Genomic DNA, 26,171 nt, shown 5'->3' with positions numbered 1-26,171 from the left:
CAAAGGTGCCGTCCGATCGCCCCAGAAATTCACATCATCAAGATGGAACAGACACTGTGAGCATTCTCGTCAACAAGAACACCAAGGTCATCACCCAGGGGATGACCGGTGAAACCGGTACCTTCCACACGCAGCAGGCGCTGGCGTACGGGACGCAGATGGTTGCAGGCGTCACCCCCGGCAAGGGCGGCCAGACCCACATCGATCTGCCCGTGTTCGACACCGTTGCCGAAGCCAAGAACGCCACCGGCGCCACCGCCAGCGTGATCTATGTTCCGCCGCCCTTCGCCGCGGATTCGATCCTGGAAGCGATTGAAGCGGAAATCGAACTGATCGTGGCGATCACCGAAGGCATTCCGGTGCTGGACATGGTCCGCGTGAAGCGCGCCCTGGCCGGTTCGAAATCGCGCCTGATCGGCCCGAACTGCCCCGGCGTTCTGACCCCGGGCGAATGCAAGATCGGCATCATGCCGGGCAGCATCTTCCAGAAGGGCAGCGTGGGCGTCGTCAGCCGTTCGGGCACGCTGACCTATGAAGCCGTGCACCAGACCACGGCCGTCGGCCTGGGCCAGACCACGGCTGTCGGCATCGGCGGCGATCCGGTCAATGGCACCAACTTCATCGACGTGCTGGACCTGTTCCTGTCTGACGATGAAACCAAGTCGATCATCATGATCGGTGAAATCGGTGGTTCGGCCGAAGAAGAAGCGGCGGAATTCATCAAGCAGGAGGCCGCCAAGGGCCGCAGCAAGCCGATGGTGGGCTTCATTGCCGGCCGCACGGCGCCTCCGGGTCGTCGCATGGGCCATGCCGGTGCGATCGTCAGCGGTGGTCAGGGCGGTGCAGACGACAAGATTGCCGCCATGGAATCGGCCGGCATTCGCGTTTCCCCCTCACCCAGCGAGCTTGGCACCACCCTTGCCGCGCTGCTGAAAGAACTCGCCTAATCAAACGTCCCGGCCCTGCCCCCTGCGTCAGCGGGCGGGGCCGGAGACGACACAAAGGATTGCCCGATGGGTAACGAAGTGCAGAATTCCCTTCCCGATCTTCCTGCTCAGGAAGGGCCGCAACCGGGCCCCAGCTGGCACAACAATCGCTGGCCGCTGACCGATGCCGATGGCGATCTTTCCCAGGCGATGGATCCCACCACGCTGAAGATCGTGGTCAAGGATGCCGCCGCCAAGGCCGGCAAGTCTATCAATGCAGACACTATCGAGCAGGCTGCGGGCGATTCCATCCGCGCCATGCTGCTGATCCGTACCTATCGCGTGCGTGGCCATCTGGCGGCCGATCTGGATCCGCTGGGCTTGTCGCACCTGGAACTGCCGGAAGATCTGGACCCGGAATATCACGGCTTTTCCGCCGATGCGCTCGACCGCGAGGTTTACGTCGGCGGCGCACTGGGCCTGGAATGGGCGACTCCGCGCAAGCTGGTGGAAATTCTGCGCAAGAATTACTGCGGCCCCGTCGGGCTGGAATACATGCATATTTCCGACGTGGAGGAACGCCGTTTCCTGCAGGACCGGATCGAAGGCCAGGACAAGGTCATCACCTTCACCCCCGAAGGCAAGCGGGCGATCCTGCAGGCTGTGATCCGGGGCGAGGAATACGAAAAATTCCTCGGCAAGAAATATGTTGGCACCAAGCGTTTCGGCCTGGACGGCGGCGAAAGCATGATCCCCGCGCTGGAAGCGGTGATCAAATATGGTGGCCAGTACGGCGTGCGCGAAATCATTTACGGCATGGCCCATCGCGGCCGCCTGAATGTGCTCGCGAATGTGATGTCAAAGCCTTACCGCGTGATCTTCCACGAGTTTTCCGGCGGCAGCGCCAATCCGGAAGATGTGGGCGGATCGGGCGACGTGAAGTATCACCTGGGCACCAGCACCGACCGCGAATTCGACGGCATCAAGGTGCATATGTCGCTGGTCCCCAACCCGAGCCATCTGGAAACCGTGGATCCCGTGGTGCTGGGCAAGACCCGCGCGCAGCAGGCGATCCGCGACGATCTGACCAAGCATGAGCAGGTTCTGCCCGTGCTGATCCATGGCGATGCGGCCTTCGCCGGCCAGGGCATCGTGTGGGAGTGCTTCGGCCTTTCCGGTGTGCGCGGCTACAACACCGGCGGTTGCATCCATTTCGTGATCAACAACCAGATCGGTTTCACCACCAGCCCGAAATTCGCCCGTTCATCGCCCTATCCATCGGATGTGGCGAAGGGCATTCAGGCGCCGATCCTGCATGTGAATGGCGACAATCCCGAAGCGGTGACATTCGCCTGCAAGCTGGCGATTGAATACCGCCAGCAGTTCAAGCGCGACATCGTGATCGACATGTGGTGCTATCGCCGCTTCGGCCACAACGAAGGCGACGAGCCCAGCTTCACCCAGCCGCTGATGTATGACAAGATCCGTCAGCATCCACGCGTCAGCGAGCTTTATGCCACGCGCCTGACGCAGGAAGGTGTGATCGATGCCGGCACCGCACCGGGGTTGCGTGCCGAATTCGACAATCAGCTGAGCGAAGAATTCGAAGCCGCCAAAAGCTACAAGCCCAATGAAGCCGACTGGTTCGCCGGGCGGTGGAGTGGGTTGCACAAGCCGGCCGATCCGGAAACCGCACGTCGCAACGTGCCCTCTGCCATCGAACAGAAGCTGTTCGACAGCCTGGGCCGGACGCTGACCAATGTTCCCGAAGACCTGACCATCCACAAGACGCTGGGCCGCGTGATCGACCAGCGCCGGCAGATGTTCGGCGGGGAACAGGGCGTGGACTGGGCGACGGCGGAATCGCTCGCCTTCGGCAGTCTGCTGGCAGAAGGCTTCAATGTCCGCCTGTCGGGCCAGGATTCGGGTCGCGGCACCTTCAGCCAGCGGCATGCAATCTGGGTGGACCAGAACACCGAACGCAAGTTTATTCCGCTGTGCGAACTGCCGCATGGGAAGTTCGAGGTCTATGACAGCCCGCTGTCCGAATATGGCGTGCTCGGTTTCGAATATGGCTTTGCCATGGCCGATCCGAAAACCCTGGTGCTGTGGGAAGCGCAGTTCGGCGATTTCGCCAATGGCGCGCAGATCATCATCGACCAATATATCGCGGCCGGCGAAGCCAAATGGCTGCGTGCCAACGGCCTGGTGCTGTTGCTGCCGCATGGTTATGAAGGCCAGGGTCCGGAGCATTCCTCCGCCCGTCTGGAACGCTTCCTCCAGCTGTGCGCGAATGACAACCTTCAGGTGTTGAACATCACCAGCCCGGCGAATTACTTCCACGTGCTGCGCCGGCAGATGCTGCGGCCGTTCCGCAAGCCGATGGTCATCATGACGCCCAAGAGCCTGCTGCGGCACCCGCTGGCGAAGTCGGACATTTCCGAATTCGTGGGCGAGAGCCATTTCCGCCGGATTCTGTCGGACACCAAGGTGATCGCCGACGAGAAGGTACGCCGTCTGGTGCTGTGTTCGGGCAAGGTCGCCTATGACCTGATGAGCAAGCGGGATGAGGCCGGGATCGAAGATGTTTCGGTCGTTCGTATCGAACAGCTCTATCCCTTCCCGGGCCAGCCGCTGGCAGAACGCCTGCGCCGCATGACCAATCTGGAAGACGTCGTCTGGTGCCAGGAAGAACCGCGCAACAACGGCGCCTGGTTCTTCGTCGAAAACCAGATCGAGGACGCGCTGATCGCAGCAGGCCATCAGGGCATGCGCCCCTGCTATGCCGGGCGCGATGTTTCCGCTTCGCCGGCAACCGGCTTTGCGATCAGGCACAAGGAACAGCAGGACGCGCTGGTCGCCAGCGCGCTCGGCCTTGGGGGCAAGGGCCCGTCAAGGCGCATTGGAACGAAGCAGGCGCAAGTCTGAGGGAGCCCAGCAATGGCAATTGAAGTTAAAGTCCCCACGCTCGGCGAATCCGTGACCGAAGCGACCATTGGCGAATGGCTGAAGAAGCCCGGTGACGCTGTCGCCGTGGACGAACCGATCGCCAGCCTCGAAACCGACAAGGTGGCGGTGGAGGTTCCCTCCCCCGTGGCCGGCGTGATGGGCAAGCAAGTGGTTGCGGTTGGTGAAACGGTCGAAGTGGGCGCACTGATCGCGACCATCGAAGACAGTGTGTCGCCCGCCGGCGACGACACCCCTGCCCCGCGCGTCAAGGACGCAGTGGCCCCGGCATCGAGCACCGAACCGGCAGACGATGCCGGCGATGCGGCCCTGTCCCCCTCCGTCCGTCGCGCGGTGCTGGAACATGGCATCGATCCGTCGACCCTGAAGGGCACCGGCAAGGACGGCCGCCTGACCAAGGAAGACGTCGTCGCCGCCGCCAAGGCGAAGAAGGATGCCCCGGCACCCGCAGCCAGCACCCCAGCGCCGGCCGCAGCCGGCAGCGATCGGCGCGAAGAACGGGTCAAGATGACCCGCCTGCGCCAGACGATCGCCCGCCGCCTGAAGAGCGCGCAGACGGAAGCCGCGCTGCTGACCACCTTCAACGATTGCGACATGACCGCCGTGATCGAGGCGCGCGAAGCCTACAAGGACGTGTTCGCCAAGAAGCATGGAATCAAACTGGGCTTCATGAGCTTCTTCGCCAAGGCGGCCTGCCTGGCGCTGAAGGACGTGCCCGCCGTCAACGCCAAGATCGAAGGCGATGAGATCATCTATCACGACTATGTCGATCTGTCGGTGGCCGTCAGCGCCCCCAACGGGCTGGTCGTGCCGGTGGTGCGCGACGTCAATCAGATGAGCTTCGCCCAGGTGGAACAGGCAATTGCCGGCTATGGCCAGAAGGCCAAGGAAGGCACGCTGACCATGCAGGACATGACCGGCGGCACCTTCACCATTTCCAATGGTGGTGTGTTCGGCAGCCTGATGAGCACCCCGATCATCAATCCGCCTCAGAGCGCTGTGCTGGGCCTGCACCGGATCGAGGAACGCCCGGTTGCCCGCAACGGCCAGGTCGTGATCCGCCCGATGATGTATCTGGCGCTCAGCTATGACCACCGCATCATCGACGGCCGCGAAGCCGTGACCGCGCTGAAGATCATCAAGGAAGCGATCGAAGATCCGATGCGCCTGCTGATCGATCTCTGATCCGGTTGATTATCCGCCACACCTGCCCATGTCCGGTACGAACCGGCATGGGCAGATGCGGCATCTGAAATACAGGTTCCGAACGCCCTGACCATGCTGCCGGGCGCACATTACGGAGTGTCTCATGGCTGAATACGAATACGACGTTCTTGTCATCGGTGCAGGTCCCGGCGGCTATGTCGCAGCGATCCGCGCAGCCCAGCTGGGGCTGAAGGTGGCATGCGCCGAAAGCCGTGAAACACTGGGCGGGACCTGCCTCAACGTTGGCTGCATCCCTTCCAAGGCAATGTTGCACGCATCCGAATATTTCGACATCGCCGCCAATGGCACCATGGCCAAGCTGGGCATCAAGGTGACCCCGGAGCTCGACCTGAACACCATGCATGGTCAGCGTCGTGAATCGGTGAAGGGCCTGACCGGCGGCATCGAATATCTGTTCAAGAAGAACAAGATCACTTGGCTGAAAGGCTTGGCCCGCTTCACCGGCCCCAACAGCGTGGACGTGGCCGGGCAGACGGTGACGGCGAAGGACATTGTCATCGCCACTGGCTCTTCGGTCACCCCGCTGCCGGGCGTGGATGTCGACAATGCGGCCGGCGTGGTGGTGGATTCCACCGGTGCGCTGGAACTCGCTTCCGTTCCGGAACACATGGTGGTGATTGGCGGCGGCGTGATCGGCCTGGAACTCGGTTCGGTCTGGCGCCGCTTGGGCGCGCAGGTCACCGTGGTCGAATTCCTGGATCAATTGCTGCCCGGTATGGATGGCGATGTGCGCAAGGAAGCCGCGAAGATCTTCAAGAAGCAGGGCATGACGCTGAAGCTGGCGACCAAGGTCACCGGCGTTGTCGTGGATGGCAAGCAGGCCAGCGTGACGGTTGAGCCCGCTGCCGGTGGCGCCGCCGAAACCATCACCGCCGATTGCGTGCTGGTTTCCATCGGCCGCCGCCCGAACACCGAAGGTCTGGGCCTCGACGCCGTCGGCCTTGAACTGAACCAGCGCGGCCAGATCGAAACCGATCATGATTTCCGCACCAAGGTGCATGGCATCTGGGCGATTGGCGATGTGATCCCCGGCCCGATGCTGGCGCACAAGGCAGAGGATGAGGGCATTGCCGTTGCCGAAAACATTGCCGGCCAGACGGGCATCGTGAACCATGATGTGATCCCCAGCGTCGTTTACACCACGCCGGAAATCGCCGGTGTCGGCCTGACCGAAGAAGCAGCCAAGGAACGCGGCGCGATCAAGGTGGGGAAGTTCCCGATGATGGCCAACAGCCGTGCCAAGACCAATCACGAGCCCGAAGGTTTCGTGAAGGTGATTGCGGACGCGGAAACCGATCGCGTTCTGGGCACCTGGATCATCGCATCGGTTGCCGGAACCATGATCGCGCAGGTTGCGCAGGCGATGGAATTCGGCGCCACCAGCGAAGACATCGCCTATACCTGCCACGCGCATCCGACCCATTCGGAAGCCGTGAAGGAAGCGGCGATGGGCGTGCTGGGCAAGCCGATCCACATCTGATCTGACTTCAGGCGGCCGGGCGCAAATCCGGTGGCTGACAGACGAAATTGTGATGCCGGGCAGGTCTTTACGGCGCCCGGCATTTTCGTTTGCAGGCCCTGAAGAGATCGGGCTGGAAACCGGCACTCCGCTCTTCCCCCGTCCCGCCTATTCGCGATAGAAGCCGGTCATGAGACCGACCCTTTTCGTCCGCCGCGCCTGCTGCCTTGCAACCGCCTTTGCGCTAATCCCGCTGCCCGCTCTGGCACAGGCCCCAACGCAATCGGAGGCGCGGCCTTCGGTGCCGCAGATCGATCTGGCGGCGGCCAAGACCCGGCTTAACAGCCTGCTGGATCAATCCTATCCCGCGCTGGAAGCGCTGTATGAGGATATCCATGCCCACCCTGAACTCGGTTTCCAGGAAACCCGCACCGCCGCGCTGCTGGCGGGCAAACTTCGGGCGGCCGGGTTCGAAGTGACCGAAGGTGTGGGGCGCACCGGCGTCGTCGGCGTGCTGCGCAATGGTGAGGGGCCGACGATCCTGATCCGCGCGGAAATGGACGGCCTGCCGATGGAGGAAAAGACCGGCCTGCCCTATGCCAGCCGGGCCACCCAAACCCGCAATGGCGAGGAAACGCTGGTGTTCCATGGTTGCGGCCATGACCTCCACATGGCCTGGTGGGTGGGCGCGGCCGAAGCGCTGGCCCAGATGAAAGACAGTTGGAAAGGCACGCTGCTGTTCATCGGCCAGCCTGCCGAGGAATCGCTCGGCGGCGCGCGCGGCATGATTGCCGATGGGCTGCTGACCCGCTTCCCCCGGCCCGATTACGGCTTTGCCGCGCATGTGAACAACCTGCCCGCCGGCACGATTCACATCCGCCCGGGCGCCGCCGGCGCCGCCTCGGACAGTTTCGATGTCACCTTCCACGGGCGTGGTGGTCATGGGTCCATGCCCAGCGCCACCATCGATCCGATCGTGATGGGCGCCCGCTTCGTCAACGATGTGCAGACCGTAATCAGCCGGGAGAAGGATGCTGCCGCCTTTGGCGTGCTGACGATCGGCGCGTTCCAGGCGGGCAGCGTGGCCAACATCATCCCCGATAATGCGATGGTGAAGGTCAATATGCGGTCCTATTCCGCAGATGTCCGCGCGCAATTGGTGGACGGGATGGAGCGAACGGCCCGCGCCGTTTCCAGCATGGCCCGGGCCGAGCCGCCGACCATCACCCGATTGGCCGGAACGGCGGCGCTGATCAATGATGCCGGGATGGCCCACCAGGCCGAGGCGCTGCTCCGCCCGCTCTATGGCGATCAGATTCATTTCGTGCCGCCCGATGCGCCGCCGGTGTCAGCCAGCGAGGACTATTCCGAATATGTCGCGGCGGGCGTGCCGTCGCTGTTCTTCAGCATCGGTGGCTATGACCCGGCGGTGATCGCGGCGGCAGAGGCGAACAAGACGCAACTGCCTGTCAACCATTCACCCAATTTCGCCCCCATTCCCGGCCCCACCATCCGCGCCGGCGTGACCGCGCTGGTGATGTCCGTGATCGGCGGCGTGCGCCCGGAAGCAGGCAGCGCGCAATGAGCCTGCGCCCCTTCCACCTCGCCTTCCCTGTGCATGATCTGGATCTGGCCCGCCATTTCTGGGGCACGATCATGGGCTGCCCGGAAGGGCGGAGCAGCCCGCACTGGATCGATTTCGATTTCTATGGCCATCAGATCGTCACCCATCTGGTGCCGACAGCGGCAGAAACCGCGGCCACCAATCCGGTGGACGGGCACAATGTGCCGGTGCCGCATTTCGGCATCGTCCTGACGCTGGCGGATTTTCACGCACTGGCCGATCGCCTGCTCGCGGCCGGGGTGGAATTCGGCATGGAACCCTATGTCCGCTTCGCCGGGCAGTCGGGGGAGCAGGCGACGATGTTCTTCCGCGACCCGAGCGGCAATGCAATCGAGATGAAGGCCTTTGCCGATCTCGGCCAATTGTTTGCGCGCGGCTGACCCGACCTTGCGATGACGCCGCTTTCCGCTCTTCCGCTGACCGCCGCCCCCGCCCTGCATCCCCTGCTGGATCTTGGCGGGATGGCGGTGTTCGCGCTGAGCGGCGCGCTGGTGGCGGCGCGGCTGAAGCAGACCTTCGTGACCATGTGCTTCTTCGCTCTGGTCACCGGGGTCGGCGGCGGATCGGTGCGGGATGCGCTGATCGGGGTGCAGGCCTTCTGGCTGAAGGAGCCGTGGGCAGCGGCAGTCATTCTGGCTAGCGCTGCCATCGCCTGGTTCACGCCGCACCGCTGGTGGGGTGGGCGCCTGCTCGAATGGGCGGACGCTGCCGGTATGGCGGCCTTCGCCGTGCTGGGCACGGCCAAGGCGCTGACCTTCGGTGTGGCGCCGCTGCCGGCGGTGATCCTGGGCATTGTGACCGGCTGCGTGGGCGGGATGATCCGCGACGTGATCGCCGGGATCCCGTCGATCCTGATGCGGCCGGAGCTTTACGTCACCGCCGCCGCGCTGGCTGCGGGGTCATACGCCCTTCTATTGGTGATCGGCGTAAATGAAGCGATTGCCGGCATGCTGGCTGCGCTGGCAGGTTTCGCGCTGCGCGGGGCGGCGATGGTGTGGAATATCGAACTGCCGGCCTATTCTCACCGGGAAAAGCGATAGGATCACCCTATAGGTCCGGTTCGGCGCTGCTCGGGCCCCGCCCTGGCCGCTTCCTTGGCCGAGGAAAATGAGGCTACGGCATCGCCAATAAAAAGGCCGCGCCGTGCGGTCACGACGCGGCCTTGTGGCATTAAAGAGAAATGGCGGACCGATCAGTAACCGTTGTATCCGCCATTCTGCTGCTGCCGCAGACGAGCGTAAGTTGCCTCATCATATTGGTTGTCAGCCACCGGCGCGTTGTAATCGCTGGGGGCATAACCGTAATCGCCGGCCACCGGACCGCCGGGATAGGCCGGTGCCTGCGCGTAATTGTTGTCGTAATCGTAGTTGCGACCGTCGTTGTAGCGGGCATCCTCAGGATAGGGATACGGGTCGTAATCCTGCTGCTGCTGCTGCTGGCGATTGCGCTTGTTGGCGCTCTCCGCCAGGATCGCAGCCACGCTGCCCAGCACCAGCACACCGGCGATTGCCGTGCCGGCGTCGATGCCCCGGTCACGGTCGCGGTAGCGATCACGGCCCCATCCGCGGTCACGATCCCAGCGACGATCACGATCCCAGCGACGGTCGCTGCGGCGCTGTTCCACCACATTGCCCGCCTGCGCATCATAGGTTTCAAAAGACGTGGCCGCTGCTGGGCGCGGCAGGCTGGCTGCTGTAGCGGGGGTGGCCAGCGGCAGCAGCACCGCGCCGATCGCGGTGGCGATAGAGAAGCGATTAATCCTGTTTACCATGGTTTCCACCTTTGCCTTCAGCAGCCGGATCTGAGTCGGACCGCATCAATCGAACTGCTGCAGAATGAACCGGTTCCGCTTGCACCAGGCTGAATGCCCTTGACGGAACCGGTTCATCCGCACTTGGCAGACGTGATCAGAGACCGCGAATGCCGTTGTAATTCAGCCGCGTGATCTGATCGTAGCGCACGTCGCAGGTAAAGCGGCCACTGTCCCAACCGGCATAGCGGTCGTTCCAGCCACGATAGTCATTACCCCAGCCCCGGCCATAGCGGTTGTCGCCCCGGCGCCAGTCGCGCTGCATCTGGTTCACCGCGATGCGGCCGGTGATGCGATAGCCGCCGTCACGCTGGCGAATGTCGCGAATATCGGTGACCTTGGCACCATTGCGCCATGCGCGGCTGCTGGCCCCACGTTCGGCGGCGCGGACGCATTGTTCCACGGCGCGACGCGGATCCTGATTGTAGCCACGGCGATCATCCCAGCCACGACCGCGACGATCATTGTAGCGGCGATCGTTGCGATCATTGCCGGCTGTCGCCGCAATCGCTGCGATACCGCCGATGATCAGCGCACCGGCAATGATTTCGCCCGCGCCGATCCCGCCACGGTCGCGGTCACGCGACTGCGCTGCGGCCGGAGTGAAAGAAGCCATCGCCATCGCGCCTGCCGCGACGGTTCCGACCAGGGCTTTGGAAATGGTGCTCATCGAAAACTCTCCTGCCTCTGTGGCAACTGTTGCTGCCGTAGAAGCAGGAGTAGTCGATTCGTCTTGATGCGAGGCTGAACTGGCTCGAAAGCCGCCGTTCATAAAACCTATCACCCAGATGAATATTATGGACGCGGCTGCAACCCCGTCCAAAAGCCGAGGAAGGCCAGCGTATCGGCGGCTTCCTCGATCGCCTTGTCCGTCGGCTTGCCCGATCCATGGCCGGCGCGGGTTTCGATCCGGATCAACTGCGGTCTGGGCCCCAGCCCCGCCGCCTGCAGCGCAGCGGCATATTTGAAGCTGTGACCGGGGACCACGCGATCATCGGTATCCGCCGTGGTCACCAGCAATGCCGGATAGGCCGTGCCGGGATGGATGTTGTGATAGGGCGAATAGGCCCGCAGCACGCGGAAATCGGCTTCGCGGTCAGGGTAGCCGTAATCATCCACCCAATACCGGCCCGCTGTGAAGCGATCGAAGCGCAGCATGTCCATCACGCCCACCTGGGCATTGCCGGCCGCGAACAGATCCGGGCGCTGATTGGCAACTGCACCAATCAGCAGGCCACCATTGGAACCACCCTGGATCGCGAGGCCATCCTTGGGGGTGATACCTTCCGCGATCAGGAATTCACCGGCACCGATGAAATCGTCGAATACATTCTGCTTGTTGTTCAGCCGCCCACCATCATGCCAGGCTTTGCCGTATTCCCCGCCACCGCGAATATTGGCGACGACATAGGCACCGCCGGCCTCGACCCAAGCAAGCCGGCTTGGCGCAAAACTGGGGGTCAACGAAATATCGAAGCCACCATAGCCATAAAGCAGTGTGGGCACGGCGGTGTTGGCTTGGGCGATATCCTTGCGCCGGACGATGAACATCGGCACCCGCGTGCCGTCCTTCGAGGTGAAGAAACGCTGCTCCACACTGATGCTGTCAGGATCGAAGGCAAGCTTGGGTTCGGCAAAGACGCTGCGCTCGCCAGTGGCCACGTTCAGGCGATAGATCGTCGCCGGGCGATTGAAGCTGCTGAAGCTGTAGAAGGTTTCCGGATCGCCGGCCTTGCCCGTGAAGCCACCGACACTGCCGATGCCACCCAGTTCGATCTCGCCCAGTGCCTTGCCGCCCAGATCGAAGCTGCGCGCCACCGAGCTCGCATCCTGCAGATAGGACAGAATCAGCCGTTCCCCTATGATCGCCGAACCATCGATCGGCTGTTCGGTTTCCGGCACGATATCGGTCCACGTCGGCGCAGCAGCATCCAGATCGATCGTGGTTACGCGATAGCGCGGCGCGCCCTGATTGGTGGTGAACCACAGCTTCCCGCCAATGCCGTCGATCACGCTCCAGGCATTTTCGAAACCCTTGACGACGGGGCGCGCGGCCCAGCCCTTCTCCGCGCGGGCGGCCAGATCGATCGCGTGCACTTCATACCGGGCATCGGTGCCGATCGAGCTGGTGATGATTGCCCAGCGACCATCGCTGGTGACGCCGGCGCTGTGCATATATTCGCGGTGCTCGGGGGTACCGAAGACGAGCTGATCTTCGCTCTGCGGCGTGCCGATGCGGTGGAAATACACGGCCTGGTTGTAGTTCAGCGCCTGGAAATCCTGCCCTGCTTCCGGTTCCGGGAAACGCGAATAGAGGAAGCCTTCTTCCCCGACCCAAGCCAGACCGGTAAACTTGGCCCAGCGGATTTCTTCCGATGTCTGCTTGCCCGTCGTCACATCCAGCACATGCAGGATACGCCAGTCGCTGCCGCCATCCTGCACGCTGTAGAGCAGCTTGCTGCCATCGGGCGATGGCACCCAGTCGGACAGGGCGGTTGCACCGTCGGCAGCCCAGTTGTTGGGATCGATCAGCAGCCGTGGTTCAGCGGTGAGGCTGTCGCGCACATAGAGCGGGTTCTGATTTTGCAACCCGCTGTTGCGCATGTAGAAATAACGATCGCCCCGCTTCACCGGAGTGGAGAAACGCTCGTAATCATAAAGCTCGGCAATTCGCCCGCGCAGTTGGTCGCGCAGCGGCAACTGGTCCAGCACGCTCTGCGTCACGGCATTCTGCCGCTTCACCCAATCCGCAACCTCCGGATTGTTCCGAACGTCATCTTCCAGCCAGCGATAGGGATCGGCGATCTGTTCGCCGAACAGGGTTTCCACCACATCGCCGCGGCGGGTTTCGGGATAGTCGGGGGCGGTCATTGTCTGGGCCTGCGCAGGTTGAATGGCGATGGCAGCGATTGCCGCTGCAAGGATGACGGGGCGCATGCTAACTCCGGTGTAGAAAAGACGGTTTCGACCGTAACGATCTGCCCCATCTTTGCAATCTCCCCTCATGCTGCCCATGCAACCAGACACACCGCCCGGTCAATCAACCTGCCGGACCGGGCCCAAACCTGTTTCCGGCTGATACGAAAAAGGCCCCGCCGCAGCGGAGCCTTCTCGTGTTCTGCATGTCAGGCGGCGAGGCCGCCCGACAGACTGCAAAGGGGCTCAGGCCTCTTCCAGTTCCTCGGAAACAACTGGCCCGCTGTCCTGGCCCTTGGCATCCACATCGCGATCAACCAGTTCGATATAGGCGATCGGCGCGGCGTCCGAAGCACGGATACCGGCCTTGATGATGCGGGTGTAGCCGCCTTCACGGCCGGCATAACGCTCTGCCAGCACTTCGAACAGCTTGCGTTCCTGCGCATCGTCAAGAAGGCGGGCATGAGCCAGACGGCGGTTAGACAGGCCGCCACGCTTTGCCAGCGTGATGAGCTTTTCGATGTAAGGACGAAGTTCCTTGGCCTTCGGCGTGGTGGTCTTGATCTGCTCGTGCTTGATCAGCGCAGCAGCCATGTTGCGCAGCAGGGCGGCGCGGTGGCCGGATTTACGCTGCAGCTTGCGACCTGAAATACCGTGACGCATATTCGTTACTCCGTTCGTAAGGGGCCCGTATCAGGTAGCCCGGTCCTGGTGGCTGTTCTGGGCGCCGCCTTCCCCAAAAAACGAATCCCCGCCGAAACGGGGATCCGCAAAACCCTGGTGGCGCCATCGAAACGGCGCCGCCCGATCAGCCGAGCAGTTCCTGCTCGAGCTTCTTGGCCATTTCCTCGATGTTTTCCGGCGGCCAGCCCGGGATATCCATGCCGAGGCGCAGCCCCATGCTGGAGAGGACTTCCTTGATTTCGTTGAGCGACTTGCGGCCAAAATTCGGCGTACGCAGCATCTCCGCTTCGGTCTTCTGAACCAGATCGCCAATGTAGATGATGTTGTCGTTCTTGAGGCAGTTGGCCGAACGCACCGACAGTTCCAGCTCGTCCACCTTCTTGAGGAGGTAGCGGTTGAGCTGATTGGCGTCGCTTTCTTCCGGCGGCACGGCAACGCCGATCATCGGCGATGCTGGCTGCGGAATGCCTTCATCGAAGTGAACGAACAGGGTCAACTGATCCTGCAGGATACGCGCAGCATAAGCCACGGCATCTTCCGGGGTGACCGTGCCGTCGGTTTCGACATTCAGGCTCAGCTTGTCATAGTCAAGTTCCTGCCCGACGCGGGCATTGTCGACCTTGTAGCTGACCTGCTTGATCGGCGAATACAGCGAATCCACCGGGATCAGGCCGATCGGCGCATCAATCGGACGGTTGGCAACGGCCGGGACATAGCCCTTGCCGGTATCAGCTGTCAGTTCCATGTTCAGCGTCGCACCTTCGTCGAGGTGGCAGATCACCAGATCCTTGTTCAGCACTTCAATATCACCGGTCACGGCAATATTGCCGGCGGTCACTTCCGCCGGGCCGGTCACGGACAGCTGCAGACGCTTGGGGCCTTCGCCTTCCATCCGCAGTGCGATCTGCTTCACGTTCAGAACGATGTCCGTCACGTCTTCGCGAACGCCAGCGAGCGACGAGAATTCATGCAGCACGTTTTCGATCTTGATCGAGGTAATTGCCGCGCCCTGCAGCGACGACAGCAGCACGCGCCGCAGTGCGTTGCCCAGCGTCAGGCCATAGCCCCGCTCCAGCGGTTCAGCAACGAAGGTTGCCTTGCGCTTGCGGTCGCTGCCTTCCTTGATTTCCAGGCTGTTGGGCTTCTTCAGTTCCTGCCAGTTCTTCATATTGACGGACATGGACTTCCCCTAAAGGTATTCTAATGTCGACAAAGGCCGCGGAGCGTTAAACACGCCGCGGCCGATGCGAATTTGCCAGTGCGACCGAATGCCGCGCAGCAGGATCGATCAGACGCGACGGCGCTTGGACGGCCTCACGCCATTGTGCGGGATCGGGGTCACGTCGCGGATCGAGGTGATGGTGAAGCCCACCGCCTGCAGCGCCCGCAGCGCGCTTTCACGGCCCGAACCCGGGCCCTTGATTTCGACTTCCAGCGTACGCACGCCGTGTTCGGCGGCCTTCTTGCCCGCGTCATCAGCCGCGACCTGTGCTGCATAGGGAGTCGATTTACGGCTGCCCTTGAAGCCCATCATCCCCGCGCTGGACCAGCTGATAGCATTGCCCTGGGCGTCGGTGATGGTGATCATGGTGTTGTTGAAGCTGGCGTTGACGTGAGCAACACCGCTGGTGATATTCTTGCGCTCCCGCCTCCGAATGCGCTGGGGTTCGCGTGCCATGGTTTATATCCTGTCCTAATTTCTACCGGGAAGTCAGCTGCCGAAAAGGCGCTTACTTCTTCTTGCCAGCGATCGGCTTGGCCTTGCCCTTGCGGGTGCGCGCATTGGTGTGCGTGCGCTGACCACGAACCGGCAGACCCTTACGATGACGCAGGCCGCGATAGCAGGCCAGATCCATCAGGCGCTTGATGTTCATCGCAGTTTCGCGACGAAGGTCACCTTCGACGGTGTATTCAGCGTCGATAGCTTCACGAATCTGCAGAACTTCGGCGTCGCTGAGATCCTGCACGCGGCGGGTTTCATCAATGCCCAGCTTGGCCGCGATTGCCTTGGCAGTCGCAGGGCCGATTCCGTGAATATAGGTGAGCGCGATGATAACGCGCTTGTTGGTGGGGATATTTACCCCGGCAATACGAGCCACTTAATTCTCCATGCTCCACAGCGCCCGATCCGATTTTCGGCAGATCAAGCCCTATCTCATAGCGGTCAAATCCATCCATTCTTCAAAGAAACAGCGGGAACGCTGCAACCATCCGGCCAACCACGCTTTGGAAACGAGGGCTGCCTGGAAGGGACCTTCGAATAGACGAATGGAATGCGCGCTTAGGGCGATTCTCGGGCGCCGTCAACAGCCCATCAACAAGATGAGGCGCGCAAGCGGTTTTCCGCTGCCCGCACCGAGAAGCCATGTCTGGAGCAATAGCGGATTTCGCGGGCGAGGTCAAAAACGGCGACCGCCCGCGATCTTGCCCCAATCCCGATACTGTCAATCGGGCACCCGCGGCTCTCCATCGGCCCGCATGACGCAATGGCCGCATTTCTTGCGGCGCCAGGAGCCGGGAGGCGGTAGCGCGGCCTCCCGGCCCTTGCAGACCGGGCACAGCACCCTGCCCGGTCGACATCAATCGCTGGCGAGAATAGCCTCGATCGCGACCGACACGTCATTCATCGGCGCCATGCCATCGATGCGGCTGACGATACCGCGCGATTCATACAGCGGCAGGATCGGCGCCGTTTTAGCGCGGTATTCGGCCATGCGCGTACGCACGGTGTCTTCATTGTCGTCCGGACGGCGCTTGAATTCGTGCCCATGGCACTTGTCGCATTCATTCTCGCTCGCCGGCTGCTTGAACCGATCGTGATAGCCTTCACCACAGGTGGCGCAGGAAAACCGCCCGACGATCCGCTCAACCAGGGCATCCTCGTTCACATCCAGCTCGATCACATGATCCAGTTGCCGCCCGTGCTGGGCCAGCAGCGCATCAAGCGATTCAGCCTGTGCCGCCGTCCGCGGATAGCCATCGAAGATCGCGCCGGTATCCGGACCCATCGCGGTCAGTTCCGCGTCGATCAGCGCGCTAACGATCTCGTCGGAAACCAGCTCTCCGCGCTGCATAACAGCTTGCGCCTGCAGCCCGACCGGCGTCTGTGCCTTGACCGCAGCGCGCAACATGTCGCCCGTCGACAGCTGCACCATGCCGTGATGCTCAACCAGACGCGCGGCCTGCGTGCCCTTGCCTGCGCCCGGAGGGCCCAGCAGAATAATGTTCATTGTCCGCTCCCCCAAAAAAACCCGGGTGACGGCAACAGCCGCCACCCCTGGCTATCTACTCAACCTGATGGGCGCGCTGCCTCAGCGCAGCCGGCCCTTCAACTTGGCCTTTTTGATCAGGTCACCATACTGATGCGCCAGCAAATGTGATTGGATCTGGCTGATGGTATCCACAGTCACGTTCACCACGATCAACAGGCTGGTACCGCCTAGGAACAGCGGAATGCCCGTCTGCGCGATCATGTATTCCGGCAATACGCAAACCACCGTCAGATAGATCGCACCAATCACGGTGATACGCGTCAGCACATAATCGAGATAATCTGCGGTACGCTTGCCCGGACGGATGCCCGGAATAAAGCCGCCGTTCTTCTTCAGATTCTCCGACGTTTCTTCCGGGTTGAACACCACGGCCGTGTAGAAGAAGCAGAAGAAGATGATGCCCGCTGCGTAGAGCAGCATGTAGAGCGGCGCCCCGTGCTGCAGATACTGATTCATCCCCTGGATCACGCCATAGAAAGTGCTGTCGGTCGCGACAGAGCTGCCGGCAAACTGGCTGATCGTCAGCGGCAGCAGCAGCAGCGAACTGGCGAAGATCGGCGGGATAACCCCCGCGGTGTTCAGCTTGAGCGGCAGATGGCTGCGATCCGCCTGCATCATGCCGTTCTGGCTCGCGCGCTTCGGATACTGGATCAGCAAACGTCGCTGCGCACGTTCAACGAAGCAGATCGTCAGCACCAGACCCACGATCATGATGATGAAACCGATGATCACGATCGGGCTGATCGAACCGCTGCGACCGCCTTCGAACAGATTGGTGATGAAGGTCGGGAACTGCGCGACAATACCCGCCATAATGATCAGCGAAACGCCATTGCCGATCCCGCGGCTCGTGATCTGCTCACCCAGCCACAGCAGGAACATGGTGCCGCCGATCAGGTTGATGACCGCCACGACGCGGAACATGATGCCCGGATCGACCACGGCCTGAAGCCCGCTCTGCGCACCATAGGATTCCAGACCCGTCGCCAGGAACCAGCCCTGAATGGCGCAGAGGAACACGGCGCCATAACGAGTGTACTGGTTCAGTTTCTTGCGACCGGCCTCGCCTTCCTTCTTCAGCGCGATCAGCGCCGGATGAAGAGCAGCCGCCAGCTGAATGACGATGGAAGCGGTGATGTAGGGCATGACGCCGAGCGCGATGAGGCTCATCCGCTCAAGGCTGCCGCCCGAGAAAGTGTTGAAGAGATCAAGGATTCCGCCCCGCGTCTGATCGTAGAGCGTTCCGAGGATTTCCGGATTCACGCCGGGAAGCGGCACGAAGCTGAGGAAACGGAACACGATCAGGGCACCGATGGTGAACCAGATGCGGTTCTTCAGTTCGGTTGCCTTGGAGAAGTTGGCGAGGCTCAGATTGCTCGCGATATTGTCGGCGCGTGATGCCATTGGTCGTTCAATGCCTTATCTGGCCGGGCGGACGGACCCTGCCCCCTTTGCGGGTGCCATATAGGTGCGGGGCAGGGATGCAATAACCCCTGCCCCGCATTCCAACCGATTATTCGGCGTCAGCAGCCTTGTCGGCCTTGGCCGGAACGGTCACTTCGACCTTGCCACCAGCCTTTTCAACAGCTGCAATGGCGCCCTTGGAGGCACCGGCAACCTTGAAGGTCAGCGCAGCGGTGAGTTCACCCTTGCCGAGCAGACGCACGCCGTTCTTGCCGCCACGGGCCAGGCCTGCAGCCTTGAGCACTTCGTGATCGATCACAGCGGAGGTTTCCAGCTTGCCAGCATCGACCAGCTTCTGGATCATGCCGATGTTCACTTCTGCGTAGTCCTTGCCGAACGGGTTGTTGAACCCGCGCTTCGGCAGACGCATGTGAAGCGGCATCTGACCGCCTTCGAAACCCTTGATGGCAACACCCGAACGGCTCTTCTGGCCCTTCTGGCCACGACCGCCGGTCTTGCCCTTGCCCGAGCCAATGCCGCGGCCAATACGCATACGCCGATGGCGGGCACCTGCGTTGTCACGAATTTCATTAAGTTTCATAGTCTTGCACTCGCTTTCGCTATGTTCGCGCTTGTTGGGAAGCCGGCCCCATAGGCGAAGCCGGCCCTTGAGTCACGTTCTTTCGGGCAAAAACCGGCCAGGATACGCGCTGCCCACCCGACATGCGGGCTGCGTTCACCGGCCCGGATATGACAATGCCGGCGATGTTACCATCGCCGGCATGCCATTTACCTCATCTGCTGTGTCGCGATATCCGCAACACGCCGGGTCAGTCGACCACGGCCACCAGATGCGGAAGCTTGGCGACTGCGCCCCGAACTTCGGGGGTATCTTCCAGTTCGACAACGCGGTGCATCTTGCCCAGGCCGAGGCCGGTCAGGATCTGGCGCTGCTTTTCCGGGCGACGGATCGGCGAGCCGATCTGCTTCAGCTTGATTGTAGCCATGTCGAATTACTCCACGATCGCTTCAGCGGCAGCTTCAGCTTCCACTTCGCTCGCGCCACCGCGACCCAGCAGATCAGCAACCTTCTTGCCGCGACGCTGTGCCACCGACTTCGGAGAAGTCTGGGTGACCAGCGCGTCGAACGTGGCGCGGATCATGTTGTACGGGTTCGAGGTACCGATCGACTTGGTGACAACGTCTGCCACACCAAGGCTTTCGAACACGGCGCGCATCGGACCACCTGCGATGATGCCGGTCCCGGCCGGAGCCGAACGGACATTCACCTTGCCGGCACCGAAATGGCCCTTGCCATCATGATGCAGCGTGCGGCCTTCCTTCAGCGGAACGCGGATCATCTTCTTCTTTGCAGAAGCAGTCGCCTTGGTGATGGCTTCCGGCACTTCACGCGCCTTGCCATGACCGAAGCCAACCCGACCCTTGCCGTCACCGACCACGACCAGAGCGGCGAAACCGAAGCGCTTGCCGCCCTTCACCGTCTTGGACACGCGGTTGATGTGAACCAGCTTTTCGATCAGCTCTTCACCGGCTTCTTCTTCGCGACGGTCGTCACGACGGCCACGGCCGCGACCGCGTCCATCACGATCGCCACCACGGTCGTTGCCACCGCGGCCACGGCCACGGTTGCCACGGCCTTCGCGGGCCTGGCCAGCATCATTGCCGGCGTTGTCGGCTGCGGCAGTGGTTTCCACTGCGGCTTCCTGGTTGTTGTTTTCGTCTGCCATAATCAGAACTCCAGCCCGCCTTCACGCGCGGCATCAGCCAACGCCTTGACGCGGCCATGGAACAGGTAGCCGCCGCGATCGAACACGACGGTGGTCACGCCAGCCTTCTTGGCGGCTTCGGCGATTTCCTTGCCCACCTTGACTGCGGCATCGACATTCGCGCCGGATTCCTTGACTCCCAGGGTCGACGCTGCAGCGAGCGTGCGGCCCGCAACATCATCGATGATCTGGGCGTAGATGTGCCGGCCCGTGCGATGCACGGACAACCGGGCGCGGTCACCAGCGCGCTTGCGCAGCGCGGTACGGACCCGGCGACGGCGGCGTTCGAAAAGAGAAAGCTTGGCCATCTTACTTCTTCTTCCCTTCCTTGCGGAAGATAAACTCGCCGCGATACTTGATACCCTTGCCCTTGTACGGCTCGGGCTTGCGCCAGCTGCGGATTTCTGCGGCAAACTGGCCAACGGCCTGCTTGTCGATCCCGCTGATTTCGACCGTCGTCTGGTCCGGGGTCTTCACTTCGAGACCGGCCGGAACGTCGAGATCGACATCGTGGCTGTAGCCCAGCTGCAGCTTGAGCACCTTGCCCTGTGCGTTGGCGCGGTAACCCACACCGGTGATCTGCAGGGTCTTGGAGAACCCTTCCGTCACACCTTCGACCAGGTTGGAAACCAGCGTGCGCTGCATGCCCCAGAAGGCGCGGGCGCGGCGGGAATCATTGGCGGGCTTCACCGAAATGGAGCCGTCTTCCAGGGTGTAATCGACTTCATCAGCCAGGCCGAGCGTCAGGGTGCCCTTCGGGCCCTTCACGGTCAGTGTGCCGTTGTCGATATTGGCAGTAACCCCGTTGGGGATTGCCACCGGACGTTTGCCGATGCGGCTCATCAGAACACCTCCGCCAGCACTTCGCCACCGACGTTCTGGCTGCGAGCTTCGTTGTCCGAAAGCACGCCGCGCGGGGTCGAGACGATGGTGATGCCGAGGCCGTTGCGAATGATCGGCAGTTCCTTGCTGCCCGAATAGACGCGGCGGCCCGGCTTGGAGACACGAGCGACATGCTTGATAGCCGGCTCGCCTTCGAAATACTTCAGCTCGATCCGCAGGGCCTTGTGGGCGCCGGTCAGATCTTCGCTGTATCCGCGAATATAGCCTTCGCGCTGAAGCACTTCGAGCACATTGGCGCGCAGCTTCGACGCTGGCGAGAGGACGGAATCCTTCTTCGCCCGCTGGCCGTTACGGATACGGGTGAGCATATCACCCAGGGGATCAGTCAATGCCATGTTTTAGATCCTCACCAGCTCGACTTGGTCACGCCCGGGATCAGGCCCTTGTTGGCCAGGTCCCGCAGTTCGATGCGGCAAAGCCCGAACTTGCGATAATAGCCGCGCGGACGGCCGGTGGTGTTGCAGCGGTTACGAACACGGGTCGGATTGGCATTACGCGGAATTTCCGCCAGCTTCAGACGCGCGATCAGACGCTCAGATTCATCGAGCGATTCGTCATCAGCAATAGCCTTCAGTCGCTCGTACTTAGCGGCATATTGCTTGACGAGCTTCTTGCGACGCTCGTTCTTATTGATGGAACTCAGTTTCGCCATGGACTTAAGCTCACTTCCTTACAAACAGTCACGCAAGGCTTATGCAGCCTGCTTTTCTTCGGCTTCGGGAGCCGGGAACGGGAAACCGAACAGACGCAGCAGTTCGCGCGCTTCTTCGTCGGTCTTGGCGGTGGTGGTCACGATGATGTCCATCCCCCGCACCTTCTCGATCTTGTCGTAGCTGATTTCCGGGAAGATGATCTGCTCCTTCAGGCCCATGGCATAGTTGCCATTGCCGTCGAAGCTCTTCGGGTTCAGACCACGAAAGTCACGAATGCGCGGCATAGCGATCGTGACGAGACGATCAAGAAATTCATACATGCGATCACGGCGCAGGGTCACCTTGCAACCGATCGGCATGCCTTCACGCAGCTTGAACTGCGCAATGGACTTCTTGGCCTTGGTGATCACGGGCTTCTGGCCTGCGATCAGTTCCATTTCTTCAGCCGCCGTCTGGACCTTTTTCTTGTCCTGGCTGGCTTCGCCAACACCCATGTTGAGCGTGATCTTTTCAAGCTTCGGCACTTCAAGAGCGTTCTTGTAGCCGAACTTTTCGGTCATCGCCTTGGCGATCTGCTCGTCATAAGCGATCTTCTGACGGGGTTTGTAATCAGCCATCGATCTTCTCTCCGGACTTGACGGCAACGCGAACCTTCTTCCCGTCGTGCTCTTCGAAACGCACGCGGGTCGGCTTGCCGTCCTTCGGATCAGCGACAGCAACCTTGCTGATCGCCATCGGAGCAGGTGCACGGTCGATGCCGCCCTGCGGGTTTGCCTGGGTCGGCTTGCGGTGGCGGGCAGCGACATTGACGCCGTCGACCACAACCTTGCCTTCTGCCGGCAGAACCTTGGTTACAGTGCCGGTGCGGCCCTTGTCCTTGCCGGACAGAACCACAACGCTGTCACCCTTCTTGATCTTTGCGGCAGCCATCACAGCACCTCCGGAGCAAGCGAAATGATCTTCATGAACCCGCGCGAGCGCAGTTCGCGCACCACCGGGCCAAAGATACGAGTGCCGATCGGCTCTTCGCTCTTGTTAACGAGCACCGCAGCGTTGGAATCGAAGCGGATGACGCTGCCGTCTGCACGGCGGACATCCTTCTTCGTGCGAACGATCACCGCACGGTGAACGTCGCCCTTCTTAACGCGTGCGCGCGGCTGGGCTTCCTTAACGGAAACCACAATCACGTCACCGACAGATGCGGTGCGACGCTTAGAGCCGCCCAGCACCTTGATGCACTGAACGCGCTTGGCGCCGCTGTTGTCTGCGACGTCAAGATTGGATTGCATCTGGATCATAGATCCGGTTCCTTCTCACTGGCTTGCCGGAACAAGTCCGGCAGTTCCAAAAATCGTCAAACGCCCGAGGGCGAAGGCTCAATTGCTCGCGGCACCGACTTCGATGTCGGCTTCAAGAGCAACGCCCTTGCCGGCCAGCACGCGGTCCAGAACCTTCCAGGTCTTGGTCTTCGAAATCGGCCGCGTCTCTTCGATGCGGACCGTATCGCCGGCCTTGAACTCGTTGGTTTCGTCGTGCGCGTGATACTTCTTCGAACGGCGGATGATCTTCCCGTAGAGCGGGTGCTTCACCTTGCGTTCGACCTTCACGGTGACCGTCTTGTCAGTCTTGTCGGAGACAACGGTCCCGATGAGAATACGCTTCGGCATCGTGTCCTCCTTAAGCCTGCGCAGCCGCGCGGGTGCGCTCGGACTGCAGGGTTTTGATCTGGGCGATCTCGCGGCGGACTTCCTTGATCCGTGCGGGACGCTCGAGCTGGTTGGTGGCAGCCTGAAAACGCAGGTTGAACTGCTCACGCTTGAGTTCGACGAGCTGGTCACCCAGCTGATCATCGGTCTTCGCGCGAAGATCTTCAACTTTAGCCATCATTCGCCTCCCAGGTGCGAGGTGTCGCCGAGACGGGCAACGACCTTGGTCTTGATCGGCAGCTTCATCGCAGCGCGGCTGAACGCTTCAGCAGCCAGCGGGCCCGGAACGCCGTCCAGTTCGAACAGGATGCGGCCCGGCTTCACGCGAGCTGCCCAATATTCGACCGCACCCTTGCCCTTACCCTGACGAACTTCGGCAGGCTTCTTGGACACGGGCACATCCGGGAACACGCGGATCCACAGGCGTCCCTGACGCTTGATGTGGCGCGTGATCGCACGACGGGCCGCTTCGATCTGGCGGGCGGTAACCCGTTCCGGTTCCATGGCCTTCAGACCATAAGAACCGAAGTTCAGAGCGGTACCGCCCTTGGCATCACCCTTGATCCGGCCCTTGAAGGCCTTGCGGAACTTCATTTTTTTCGGTTGCAGCATTGTCTCTACTCAGCTCCCGATCAACGCGCCGGACGGACGCCGGAGGTTTGAGCCTCCATCATCAGCCGGTCTTGCGCCATCGGATCGTGCCCGAGGATCTCACCCTTGAAGATCCAGCACTTGATGCCGATGATACCATAGGCGGTCAGCGCCTCGGCTTCGGCATAATCGACATTGGCACGCAGCGTGTGCAGCGGCACGCGACCTTCGCGATACCATTCCACGCGCGCGATTTCCGCACCGCCGAGACGGCCGCCGCAAACGATCTTGATGCCTTCGGCACCCAGACGCAGGGCAGACTGCACGGCACGCTTCATCGCGCGGCGGAACGCCACACGGCGAACCAGCTGGTCGGCGACACCCTGGGCGACGAGCTTGGCATCGATTTCCGGCTTGCGGATTTCAACGATGTTCAGCTTCACTTCGCTGTCGGTCATCTTGGCCAGCTTGGAACGCAGCTTTTCGATGTCTGCGCCCTTCTTGCCGATGATGACACCGGGACGCGCAGCATAAATCGAGATGCGGCACAGCTTGGCCGGACGTTCGATCACCACCTTCGAAATCGCTGCCTGGGGCAGGGTTTCGATGATGTACTTGCGCAGGGTGATGTCTTCCTTGAGCAGACGCTCGTAGTTACGCCCTTCGGCGTACCAGCGGCTGTCCCAGGTACGGTTGATCTGCAGACGCAGGCCGATCGGATTGCTCTTCTGACCCATGGATCAGGCCTCCTCGACTTCGCGGACCACGATACGCAGTCGGCTGAACGGCTTCAGGATGCGGGTGGACTTGCCACGACCGCGAACATGGAACCGCTTCATGGTGATGGACTTGCCAACACTGGCTTCGGCCACGACCAGCGCGTCGACATCCAGATCATGGTTGTTTTCGGCATTGGCGATCGCCGAAGCGAGCACCTTCTGCGCGTCACGTGCCATCGCCTTCTTCGAGAAAGCGAGAATGTTCAACGCTTCCTCTGCCTTCTTGCCACGGATCAGCCCGGCAACAAGGTTCAGCTTCTGCGCCGAACCACGGATCGTGGTACCGACGGCCAGCGCCTCGTTATCGGCGACGCGGCGGGGAGCTTTCTGCTTACCCATTAGCGCTTGCCTTTCTTGTCGGCTGCATGGCCGGGGAAGCTGCGCGTGGGCGCAAATTCACCAAGCTTGTGACCAACCATGTCCTCACTGACGGACACCGGGATGAACTTGTGACCGTTGTAGACGCTGAACGTCAGACCAACGAACTGCGGCAGTACGGTGCTGCGGCGCGACCAGGTCTTGATCGGCGCGCGGCCACCACTGTCCTGGGCGTCTTCTGCTTTCTTCAGCAGATGCAGGTCGACAAACGGACCTTTCCAGACGGAACGAGCCATTGGCGCTTACCTCTTCTTCTTGGCGTGGCGCGAACGGATGATCATCTTGTCCGTCGCCTTGTTGTGGCGGGTGCGGGCGCCCTTGGTCGGCTTGCCCCACGGGGTAACCGGATGACGACCACCCGAGGTCCGACCTTCACCACCACCATGGGGGTGATCGACCGGGTTCTTCGCCACACCGCGAGTAAGCGGACGGCGCCCCAGCCAGCGCTTGCGGCCTGCCTTGGCCAGCGTCTGGTTGGAATTGTCAGGGTTCGAAACCGAACCCACGGTGCCCATGCAATCGGAACGCAGGTAACGCTGCTCACCCGAATTGAGGCGAACGATCACGAGACCACGGTCACGACCCACGACCTGCACATAGGTGCCTGCCGAACGGGCGATCTGACCGCCCTTGCCCGGCTTCATCTCCACATTGTGGCAGATGGTGCCGACCGGCATCTGACCCAGCAGCATGGCATTGCCCGGCTTCGTGTCAGTGCGTTCACCGGCCACAACCACATCGCCAGGGGCGAGCCGGTTCGGCGCGATGATATAGGCCAGTTCACCGTCTTCATATTTGATGAGAGCAATGAAAGCCGTGCGGTTGGGATCGTATTCCAGACGCTCAACAGTTGCCGGCATGTCCCACTTGCGACGCTTGAAGTCGATGAAGCGGTACTTCTGCTTGTGGCCGCCGGCGATACCGCGCGAGGTCACATGACCCTTGTTGTTGCGTCCGCCGGTCTTGCTCTTGCCTTCGGTAAGCGCCTTGACGGGCTTGCCCTTGTGGAGGCTCGACTTGTCGACGAGGATCAGGCCACGGCGCGCCGGGCTGGTCGGATTATAGGATTTGAGTGCCATCAGTTT

The 26,171-nt window shown here is 61.7% G+C and carries 33 protein-coding genes; 7 read left to right on the top strand and 26 right to left on the bottom strand.

Annotated elements, in window-relative coordinates:
- The first annotated feature begins 56 nt into the window (after positions 1-56).
- The 7 genes from sucD (at position 57) to GRI97_RS07660 (ending at position 9,243) form a co-directional block, all read left to right on the top strand.
- Positions 57-947 (top strand): succinate--CoA ligase subunit alpha, encoded by an 891-nt coding sequence (sucD, locus tag GRI97_RS07690; RefSeq protein ID WP_161390461.1) that lies wholly within the window; start codon positions 57-59, stop codon positions 945-947.
- Positions 948-1,013: 66 nt separating this feature from the next.
- Positions 1,014-3,854, top strand: a complete 2,841-nt coding sequence (locus GRI97_RS07685; RefSeq protein WP_161390460.1) for a 2-oxoglutarate dehydrogenase E1 component — start codon at positions 1,014-1,016, stop codon at positions 3,852-3,854.
- Positions 3,855-3,866: 12 nt separating this feature from the next.
- Positions 3,867-5,078, top strand: coding sequence for a 2-oxoglutarate dehydrogenase complex dihydrolipoyllysine-residue succinyltransferase (odhB, locus tag GRI97_RS07680; RefSeq protein WP_161390459.1), 1,212 nt, complete (start codon positions 3,867-3,869; stop codon positions 5,076-5,078).
- 124 nt (positions 5,079-5,202) lie between these two features.
- Positions 5,203-6,600: a dihydrolipoyl dehydrogenase gene (lpdA, locus tag GRI97_RS07675; protein ID WP_161390458.1), complete on the top strand. Its 1,398-nt coding sequence runs from the start codon at positions 5,203-5,205 to the stop codon at positions 6,598-6,600.
- A 169-nt stretch (positions 6,601-6,769) separates the two neighbouring features.
- Positions 6,770-8,164: an amidohydrolase gene (locus tag GRI97_RS07670; protein WP_161390457.1), complete on the top strand. Its 1,395-nt coding sequence runs from the start codon at positions 6,770-6,772 to the stop codon at positions 8,162-8,164.
- Positions 8,161-8,583 carry a VOC family protein gene (locus GRI97_RS07665; RefSeq protein ID WP_161390456.1) on the top strand — a complete coding sequence of 141 codons (423 nt, stop codon included), beginning with the start codon at positions 8,161-8,163 and terminating at the stop codon, positions 8,581-8,583. Before GRI97_RS07670 ends, GRI97_RS07665 begins: the two co-directional genes overlap by 4 nt.
- 12 nt (positions 8,584-8,595) lie before the next feature.
- Positions 8,596-9,243 carry a trimeric intracellular cation channel family protein gene (locus tag GRI97_RS07660; protein ID WP_161390455.1) on the top strand — a complete coding sequence of 216 codons (648 nt, stop codon included), beginning with the start codon at positions 8,596-8,598 and terminating at the stop codon, positions 9,241-9,243.
- 152 nt (positions 9,244-9,395) lie between these two features.
- Here GRI97_RS07660 and GRI97_RS07655 read toward each other — a convergent pair whose 3' ends face one another.
- The 26 genes from GRI97_RS07655 to rplB form a co-directional block, all read right to left on the bottom strand.
- On the bottom strand, positions 9,396-9,974 hold the full coding sequence (locus tag GRI97_RS07655) for a hypothetical protein (protein ID WP_161390454.1): 579 nt from the start codon (positions 9,972-9,974) through the stop codon (positions 9,396-9,398).
- Positions 9,975-10,110: 136 nt separating this feature from the next.
- Entirely contained in the window at positions 10,111-10,683 is a 573-nt protein-coding gene (locus GRI97_RS07650) for a hypothetical protein (protein WP_161390453.1), read from the bottom strand.
- Positions 10,684-10,808: 125 nt separating this feature from the next.
- Positions 10,809-12,950, bottom strand: coding sequence for a prolyl oligopeptidase family serine peptidase (locus GRI97_RS07645; protein WP_161390452.1), 2,142 nt, complete (start codon positions 12,948-12,950; stop codon positions 10,809-10,811).
- 225 nt (positions 12,951-13,175) lie between these two features.
- Complete coding sequence (gene rplQ / locus GRI97_RS07640; protein WP_161390451.1) at positions 13,176-13,592, bottom strand: 50S ribosomal protein L17; 417 nt, start codon at positions 13,590-13,592, stop codon at positions 13,176-13,178.
- Positions 13,593-13,737: 145 nt separating this feature from the next.
- On the bottom strand, positions 13,738-14,793 hold the full coding sequence (locus tag GRI97_RS07635) for a DNA-directed RNA polymerase subunit alpha (RefSeq protein WP_161390450.1): 1,056 nt from the start codon (positions 14,791-14,793) through the stop codon (positions 13,738-13,740).
- Between the two features lie 108 nt (positions 14,794-14,901).
- Positions 14,902-15,291, bottom strand: a complete 390-nt coding sequence (gene rpsK, locus GRI97_RS07630; protein ID WP_161390449.1) for a 30S ribosomal protein S11 — start codon at positions 15,289-15,291, stop codon at positions 14,902-14,904.
- A 52-nt stretch (positions 15,292-15,343) separates the two neighbouring features.
- On the bottom strand, positions 15,344-15,712 hold the full coding sequence (gene rpsM, locus GRI97_RS07625; protein WP_161390448.1) for a 30S ribosomal protein S13: 369 nt from the start codon (positions 15,710-15,712) through the stop codon (positions 15,344-15,346).
- Positions 15,713-16,192: 480 nt separating this feature from the next.
- Positions 16,193-16,843 carry an adenylate kinase gene (locus GRI97_RS07620; protein WP_161390447.1) on the bottom strand — a complete coding sequence of 217 codons (651 nt, stop codon included), beginning with the start codon at positions 16,841-16,843 and terminating at the stop codon, positions 16,193-16,195.
- A gap of 81 nt (positions 16,844-16,924) precedes the next feature.
- Positions 16,925-18,289, bottom strand: a complete 1,365-nt coding sequence (gene secY / locus GRI97_RS07615) for a preprotein translocase subunit SecY (protein ID WP_161390446.1) — start codon at positions 18,287-18,289, stop codon at positions 16,925-16,927.
- Positions 18,290-18,398: 109 nt separating this feature from the next.
- A complete protein-coding gene (rplO, locus tag GRI97_RS07610; RefSeq protein WP_161390445.1) occupies positions 18,399-18,890 on the bottom strand; it encodes a 50S ribosomal protein L15 in 492 nt (163 codons plus the stop codon).
- A gap of 229 nt (positions 18,891-19,119) precedes the next feature.
- Positions 19,120-19,296: a 50S ribosomal protein L30 gene (gene rpmD / locus GRI97_RS07605; protein WP_161390444.1), complete on the bottom strand. Its 177-nt coding sequence runs from the start codon at positions 19,294-19,296 to the stop codon at positions 19,120-19,122.
- 6 nt (positions 19,297-19,302) lie between these two features.
- Positions 19,303-20,037 (bottom strand): 30S ribosomal protein S5, encoded by a 735-nt coding sequence (gene rpsE / locus GRI97_RS07600; RefSeq protein ID WP_161390443.1) that lies wholly within the window; start codon positions 20,035-20,037, stop codon positions 19,303-19,305.
- Positions 20,038-20,039: 2 nt separating this feature from the next.
- Positions 20,040-20,384 (bottom strand): 50S ribosomal protein L18, encoded by a 345-nt coding sequence (gene rplR / locus GRI97_RS07595; protein WP_161390442.1) that lies wholly within the window; start codon positions 20,382-20,384, stop codon positions 20,040-20,042.
- A gap of 1 nt (position 20,385) precedes the next feature.
- Positions 20,386-20,919, bottom strand: coding sequence for a 50S ribosomal protein L6 (rplF, locus tag GRI97_RS07590; RefSeq protein ID WP_161390441.1), 534 nt, complete (start codon positions 20,917-20,919; stop codon positions 20,386-20,388).
- Positions 20,919-21,314: a 30S ribosomal protein S8 gene (gene rpsH / locus GRI97_RS07585; protein ID WP_161390440.1), complete on the bottom strand. Its 396-nt coding sequence runs from the start codon at positions 21,312-21,314 to the stop codon at positions 20,919-20,921. The genes rplF and rpsH overlap by 1 nt, the downstream gene beginning before the upstream one ends.
- Positions 21,315-21,325: 11 nt before the next feature.
- Positions 21,326-21,631 (bottom strand): 30S ribosomal protein S14, encoded by a 306-nt coding sequence (gene rpsN, locus GRI97_RS07580; RefSeq protein ID WP_161390439.1) that lies wholly within the window; start codon positions 21,629-21,631, stop codon positions 21,326-21,328.
- A 39-nt stretch (positions 21,632-21,670) separates the two neighbouring features.
- Positions 21,671-22,249: a 50S ribosomal protein L5 gene (gene rplE, locus GRI97_RS07575; protein ID WP_161390438.1), complete on the bottom strand. Its 579-nt coding sequence runs from the start codon at positions 22,247-22,249 to the stop codon at positions 21,671-21,673.
- Positions 22,242-22,562, bottom strand: a complete 321-nt coding sequence (gene rplX / locus GRI97_RS07570; protein WP_161390437.1) for a 50S ribosomal protein L24 — start codon at positions 22,560-22,562, stop codon at positions 22,242-22,244. The genes rplE and rplX overlap by 8 nt, the downstream gene beginning before the upstream one ends.
- On the bottom strand, positions 22,562-22,930 hold the full coding sequence (rplN, locus tag GRI97_RS07565) for a 50S ribosomal protein L14 (protein ID WP_161390436.1): 369 nt from the start codon (positions 22,928-22,930) through the stop codon (positions 22,562-22,564). Before rplN ends, rplX begins: the two co-directional genes overlap by 1 nt.
- Positions 22,931-23,008: 78 nt before the next feature.
- Positions 23,009-23,299, bottom strand: coding sequence for a 30S ribosomal protein S17 (gene rpsQ, locus GRI97_RS07560; protein WP_161390435.1), 291 nt, complete (start codon positions 23,297-23,299; stop codon positions 23,009-23,011).
- A 10-nt stretch (positions 23,300-23,309) separates the two neighbouring features.
- Positions 23,310-23,516, bottom strand: a complete 207-nt coding sequence (gene rpmC, locus GRI97_RS07555; protein ID WP_161390434.1) for a 50S ribosomal protein L29 — start codon at positions 23,514-23,516, stop codon at positions 23,310-23,312.
- On the bottom strand, positions 23,516-23,950 hold the full coding sequence (gene rplP, locus GRI97_RS07550; RefSeq protein ID WP_161390433.1) for a 50S ribosomal protein L16: 435 nt from the start codon (positions 23,948-23,950) through the stop codon (positions 23,516-23,518). Before rplP ends, rpmC begins: the two co-directional genes overlap by 1 nt.
- Before the next feature lie 20 nt (positions 23,951-23,970).
- Positions 23,971-24,666, bottom strand: a complete 696-nt coding sequence (gene rpsC / locus GRI97_RS07545; protein ID WP_161390432.1) for a 30S ribosomal protein S3 — start codon at positions 24,664-24,666, stop codon at positions 23,971-23,973.
- Between the two features lie 3 nt (positions 24,667-24,669).
- Positions 24,670-25,047, bottom strand: a complete 378-nt coding sequence (gene rplV / locus GRI97_RS07540) for a 50S ribosomal protein L22 (protein WP_161390431.1) — start codon at positions 25,045-25,047, stop codon at positions 24,670-24,672.
- Positions 25,047-25,322, bottom strand: a complete 276-nt coding sequence (rpsS, locus tag GRI97_RS07535; protein WP_161390430.1) for a 30S ribosomal protein S19 — start codon at positions 25,320-25,322, stop codon at positions 25,047-25,049. Before rpsS ends, rplV begins: the two co-directional genes overlap by 1 nt.
- 6 nt (positions 25,323-25,328) lie before the next feature.
- The gene (gene rplB / locus GRI97_RS07530) at positions 25,329-26,165 is read right to left on the bottom strand and encodes a 50S ribosomal protein L2 (protein ID WP_161390429.1); all 837 of its coding nucleotides are present in this window, start codon (positions 26,163-26,165) and stop codon (positions 25,329-25,331) included.
- Positions 26,166-26,171: the final 6 nt, after the last annotated feature.

This window comes from Croceibacterium xixiisoli, from assembly GCF_009827305.1.
GTDB lineage: Bacteria > Pseudomonadota > Alphaproteobacteria > Sphingomonadales > Sphingomonadaceae > Croceibacterium_C > Croceibacterium_C xixiisoli.
This window is presented reverse-complemented; position numbering and strand designations above follow the sequence as displayed.